The organism is Bradyrhizobium sp. 197 (genome assembly GCF_023073375.1).
In the GTDB taxonomy this organism is placed as follows: Bacteria; Pseudomonadota; Alphaproteobacteria; order Rhizobiales; family Xanthobacteraceae; genus Bradyrhizobium.
This window is the reverse complement of record NZ_JADPJJ010000091.1, coordinates 1-5255: the sequence shown is the minus strand read 5'-3', so window position 1 is coordinate 5255 and position 5255 is coordinate 1. Positions and strand designations below refer to the sequence as shown.

The 5255-nt window shown below is 58.0% G+C and carries 6 protein-coding genes and 1 tRNA gene; 3 read left to right on the top strand and 4 right to left on the bottom strand.

Annotated features, from left to right (window positions below):
- Nucleotides 1–390 (bottom strand): phospholipase effector Tle1 domain-containing protein (locus tag IVB27_RS20395; RefSeq protein WP_247445062.1); only part of this gene is annotated, 390 nt, incomplete at its 3' end.
- A gap of 178 nt (nt 391–568) precedes the next feature.
- On the opposite strand from IVB27_RS20395, the gene IVB27_RS20390 reads away from it, so the two are divergent.
- The 3 genes from IVB27_RS20390 (at nt 569) to IVB27_RS20380 (ending at nt 2074) form a co-directional block, all read left to right on the top strand.
- Nucleotides 569–769 (top strand): hypothetical protein, encoded by a 201-nt coding sequence (locus IVB27_RS20390; RefSeq protein ID WP_084301864.1) that lies wholly within the window; start codon nt 569–571, stop codon nt 767–769.
- 461 nt (nt 770–1230) lie between these two features.
- Nucleotides 1231–1299 (top strand) — tRNA-Glu (locus tag IVB27_RS20385).
- 100 nt (nt 1300–1399) lie between these two features.
- The gene (locus tag IVB27_RS20380; RefSeq protein ID WP_247445061.1) at nt 1400–2074 is read left to right on the top strand and encodes a DUF6538 domain-containing protein; all 675 of its coding nucleotides are present in this window, start codon (nt 1400–1402) and stop codon (nt 2072–2074) included.
- Between the two features lie 40 nt (nt 2075–2114).
- Here the strand turns inward: IVB27_RS20380 and IVB27_RS20375 are convergent, their stop codons facing one another.
- The 3 genes from IVB27_RS20375 to IVB27_RS20365 all read right to left on the bottom strand — a co-directional run.
- Entirely contained in the window at nt 2115–3080 is a 966-nt protein-coding gene (locus IVB27_RS20375) for a site-specific integrase (RefSeq protein WP_247445060.1), read from the bottom strand.
- Nucleotides 3081–3539: 459 nt separating this feature from the next.
- On the bottom strand, nt 3540–4859 hold the full coding sequence (locus IVB27_RS20370; protein ID WP_345946899.1) for an adenylate cyclase: 1320 nt from the start codon (nt 4857–4859) through the stop codon (nt 3540–3542).
- Between the two features lie 180 nt (nt 4860–5039).
- On the bottom strand, nt 5040–5255 hold a 216-nt coding region (locus IVB27_RS20365), incomplete at its 5' end, for a hypothetical protein (protein WP_247445059.1).

Below are 5255 nucleotides of genomic sequence, written 5' to 3'. Positions count from 1 at the left end.
CGGGACGCCGCAATAGGTCATGACCCCTGCAACCGATCGGACCGTGTAAGCGCCCCGGCTGAAACCGATCAGGAAGATCCGATCGCCTTCCTCATACAGAGCGATGATCGCGGCGTAGCAATCGACAATGTTCCGAGTGATCCCGAGGCCCGTCGCCATGCTGGCGAGATTGTACAGCCACCGCATCCAGCCAATCTTGAAATGACCGCCATCAGACGCAGAACCGAGACCGGCATCGTAGAAGGCGACCTGTTCGGATGGTTCGACCTTCGTGTCCGGACCGACGCGGCAGGCGCGGTAGAGCTTGTAAACGTTCGTCCGCGCTTCATCGAAATTGATGCCGCCGGCCTGACCTGTGCCGTCGGAAAAGATCACAATATTCTTCGGCATTCACACCATCCCCAAAAGTGCGCCAAAAGCCAATCTATATCACAGATTGCGTGAGCCAACTGTGAGCTGGCCCACTTGCGTACAGCGCGCCCGGACCAGGATATAGCGTCAACTGATCGAGAGTTGCGCCTCAATGCGGCTGTGCTAGTACGCCCACTGTCGAATTGAGGAGCTAAAAGTGGCGAAGAACGCAAAGAAGACGGCTACAAAGAAGAAAACTGTGCGTCGTGAATACACAAAGGCTGACGTGAAAGAGCTGCGCGCTCATTCGAAAGCAAAGACGCCCGTTGCAAAAATCGCGAAGCTCACAAAGCGCTCCGAAGGCTCACTCCGCCAAAAGGCGCTCAAGCTTGGAATCCGGCTCGGTCACCAGCGCTAGAGGCTTCATTATGACGCTCTTCAGTAGAGTGTTCTCGACCAGAACGCTGTTGCAAATCATCTGCGTTCTCGTTGCTGTCGTCGCAATGAAGTTGTTGAGCGGTCATTATGAAGTCAGCCGGGCAGCCGCAGTTGGCGGTTGACCCTGGAAGGTTGAGCAGAAAGAAGCCCACCTAGTGGTGAGCAATCAAGCGGCGTTCAACGTACGAAGTATTGGCGCCTTAAGAGTCGCAGGGGGAACGAGACTAATTAGAATCTAGCGCGGGCGATTTCCCGATATGTGTGGCAGGACTCGATCCTGCAGCCAGACCGTTATGAGCGGCAGACTATCGATCAGGTTCGTTGATCTTGCTGCGGTTTCATCTGAGTTCGATCGCGATTGTTGCGTTTCGAGGAGGTCGTTTCTGGTACGAAACTGGTGCGGTTACGCCGGCTCATGCAGACGAGCCGGGACAGACTGATGCTCGCTGAGCGGATTGACTTGGCCCTCTCAAGGCTGAAACAGGGGTTCGATTCCCCTAGGGAGCGCCAGCGGCTTCAGAAGCGCTGAGATATCAAAAACATCACGCAAATCATGGCTTTGACTGCGCTCAGGTGGTAGCACACGGTCGTAGCTTTGATGCGCGCGTTGATGGGACTGATCAAAGACAGAAACGGGACGTACTACGCCCAGCGGAAGGTGCCTGAGCGCCTCCAAGAGGCTGTTGCGCGTGTGCTCAACACCGGCCGGGACCGACAGGTGTTCCTCAAGAAGTCACTCGGCACCAAGCACCTAAAGGCGGCTAACGTGGCGGCCACACACGTCCTCGCGGATTTCGACCGGACGCTTGCGGATGCTGAGGCGCTGCTGAAGGACGGCCCTGTCATCCCATCGCTCACTGATGCGCAAATAAAGCGCATGGCCGAAACTTACTACGCGGCTCGGTTGGCGAATGACGAGGAGGAACGCCGCGAGGGCACTGACTCCGAGCCCTTGTTTCAAAGCATTGCAGCGCAGCTCAGCGCGGCGGGTATCGAATATCAAACCCCATTTGCCGTTGGCGTGACGCCAGAGGCGGGCTTGTCGGACCGCGAAGTTCTGAAGCGCGCTGGCACACTCGAATACGAGCTAGCCATGGTCCCCCATGCATTGGCTCGCGGTGACATAAGTGTCATCCGAGAGGAGCTGGACGAGTTGCTGAATGATTTCCAACTCAACGTTGACCGCAAGAGCCAGTCGTACCGAAAGCTCGGCATGGCGGTGCTAACAGCCTTCCTCGATCACTGGGGTCACCTAGGTGCCGCGCCTGCGCTTTACAGATTTTGACGTGCGGACACCCGACAGGTCCAGACCGGAATACGAGATGTCATCCACTGCTCGCTTGAGGGTTCGGGCACCCCAACAGTCGCAACATCTCCTTGGCACCGTAGGTCCGGCCAACTGATTTGCTGCTGCTTCGTCCTGTCAGGGCGTCCCGCAACTCCTCATCAGGCGTGGTGCGCCGGAGAGCGTCCTGAAACCCATGGCGGAAGCTGTGGTACACCTTGTTGCTGTCGTTGATGCCGACGTGGTTGCGCAGATAGCGGCCCCACCATTTCGACCAAGCACTAAGCGCGCCCTTCTGATCAGGGGCGACCGTAGGGAATAGCCAAGCCCGCTCACCTTGTTTGCGCTGTTCGGTCACGTAATCAAGAAAGCCCAGCCCTGCGAGCTGGGGGTGCACGGGTACGACACGCTCTGATGTTTTCGTCTTGAGCCGCCGTCCTGCCTTAATGTCGCGCGTGAACCACATGAGCGGAATTCCTGTCTCCTCGTCCTCACGGATGTCAGATACACGAAGGCCTGCGTACTCCGCTTGGCGCGCCCCTGCGAAAAGTGCGAGTAATGGCAACCATGTCCCCGCGTCTCCCTTCGCGCCGATGGGGAGCTTGTGCTCAGTGAACAGAGGAGCGTTGAAGATGGTCTGCAGGTCGCGGGCATCGAATGGCTCGCGTTCGGACTGCTCCTCCTCCAGCCTCATTTCGCTGAACGGATCAGACCACGGGACATCCTCGGGCACTAGGCCAGCGTGGTGACCCCACCCAGCAATCGCCTGCACGGCGCCCAGTTGCTTGTTCACGGTGCCCGGAGAGACCTTTGGGAGGGAGGGGTGCGTACGCCCGTACTCGCTCAATTCCGGCAACGATGCCTTCAGGAGTGGGCCTTTGCGCTGCTTGGGCACCAATTGAAGCGCTTCACGGAAGGTGCGCGCGTGAGAGCGTCTCATCTCCGAGACCCGAAGGTTGCCTTGAAGTTGGATGAACATTTCAATGGCGCGACCGTATTCGTGCACCGTACCCTCGGGCCTCTCGCGCTCTTTCTTCCAGCCCTCGAAGGCTTCGCGTAGCGCGCCCCCCTGTTCGCCCGTAGGAAGCTCAGGGAACACGTAGGCAGATGGGGGTGTCTCAACCGCTTCGCCCGCATTCCGTCTCTCGATGTCCCTGAGAGCGCGAACGTAGGCCGCTCTGCGCGAGAACTGCGTCGGCTAGCGTACTAGGAGCAGACAAGGCCGAAGAAGTTCGGCAGGTCGCATTTTGACCCTTAGCGGAAATCTCGGCAGAGGATTACTCAGAAACGTCAGAACGATTTGGCAGCCATCCCTTAGAGTCGAAGTATTCTCAAAATGCCACGCACGGCGAGCGGGATGGCTGCGAGCAACAGGAGAAAATCGGGCACCAAAGCAATACCGCCAAAGCCCAGACCTTCCCATAGGCTTACCTTACTGAGGTCAGCTCGTGAGCCACTTCGGACATCAGCCCTCGGGCACCCCAGCCATACGCATGCCCTGGTAGATGCCCTCGCGGCCGGCAAGAAAAGTTGGATGGTCACTCGGCGCATTGGCTCGAAAGCGACGCAGCGTGAAGCTCGGATCTAGCGTAAGCCCCACTTTCGCCGCAACTCGCGCTTCCTTCAAACGTCCCAACTGGGCCAGCGCGGCGGCCAAGTTGAAGTGTGCAAAGGGCATATTCCGGTTCGTATCGATGCTCCGACGCAGCCAGACCACTGCCTCCGCGTAGGCACCGAGAAACGATTTGGCGTTACCTGCGAACATCATCCACCAAAAGGCGCCGATGTCCCGAGGGGACAGTCGGAGAGCCTGTTGGATGTGGCCCTCAGTTTCTGCGGCACGGCCGATGTAATTCTTGCCGACGCCAATGCATGCGTGCGCATAAGCCAGATTTCGATCGAGTGCCAACGCTTGTTCACATTCAAGGATGCCTTCCGCAGCCCGATTTGAAAGAATCTTGGCCACGCCAAGGAGTGCAAGCGCGCTGGCGTCACGTGGAGACAAGGACAACGCTTTGACCAGATTCGCCTCTGCGGCCGCGAGGTGCCCGGAGCGGTCGTCAGCAAGAAAACCGCCAACCGTGGTCAGGTCAACCAAGGCCATCGATACAAGCGTAGGGATATTTCCGGAATCGAGCGACAGGGCACGCTGGAAAAAGCTACGTGCTCGCGACAAGTTCTCGGCAGTGTGCCCCTTATTGAAGCTCGCTCGCCCCAGGAAATACAGGTCCATGGCGTCAGGACTGGGTGTCGTTTCTGATCGTTGTGCCTCTGCAGCCAGCAGCTGCGCCTCCAGTGCCTGAGCGAGCCGGGAGACGATTTCGTCCTGCATATCGAACAGATCGGCCACGGGCTTGTCGAACCGTTCGGCCCAGAGATGATGACCCGTTTCCGCGTCGACCAGTTGCACATTGACCCGAAGTTGATTGTCGCTGCGCTGCACCGAGCCTTTGAGCACGTAGCGGACGTTCAACTCGCATCCGATCATTCTGAGATCGACCGCCTTATTCTTGTAGGTGAATGCGGTATGTCGGCCGATCACGAACGCTCCCGAGATGCGTGACAAGTCCGTGGTCAGACTCTCGGTCACACCATCGACGAAGTAGTCTTGGGATGGATCACCGCTGAGGTTGGCGAATGGCAGCACGACGATGGAAAGGCGTGGTGCTGAAGGTGGCGTCTCTGCAGCCGCGCCAACAAGCGTCGCGGAACCGGTCTGCTCAGCTGGGCTTCCGCGCCTTTCTTCCTGCACAGTACCTACGAAGCGAAAACCCTTGCGCTGCAAGGCAGCAAGCCCTTTGTCCGCCTCGGGTCAAATTGCGACCTCTAGTAGAAAATCGTAGAGGAAAGATCAAGAAGCAGAAACTTGGCCGTCCTCAAAAAATCTGACACCGAATCGGCTCCAGTCCGAGGCTTCGCTTCTTCCACATAAAACCATGGGTTGATTTGAGGCAAGCCCTATCGATCATGCGGTCTTGTCCACTTGTGGCCCATCGCTTCCGTTGGCGGGGTGTCGCTGCATGTCGGTTCTCAGGAGCAGACCCGAAGTTTGCAGCCGGGGCGCTAGTTCGGCGGCTTCTGACCGATTTTGTTGCAAAAGTCGGTTGAGACAAGTCACGAAGCGTGATTCCGTTGTGTTGACGCGAATCTCGGCGAGGTCGATCCATGATGGGCCGTCTGA

Excerpts from the sequence above, each read along its gene's own strand:
- IVB27_RS20380 (WP_247445061.1), top strand. The coding sequence starts at position 1,400 with ATGGGACTGATCAAAGACAGAAACGGGACGTACTACGCCCAGCGGAAG.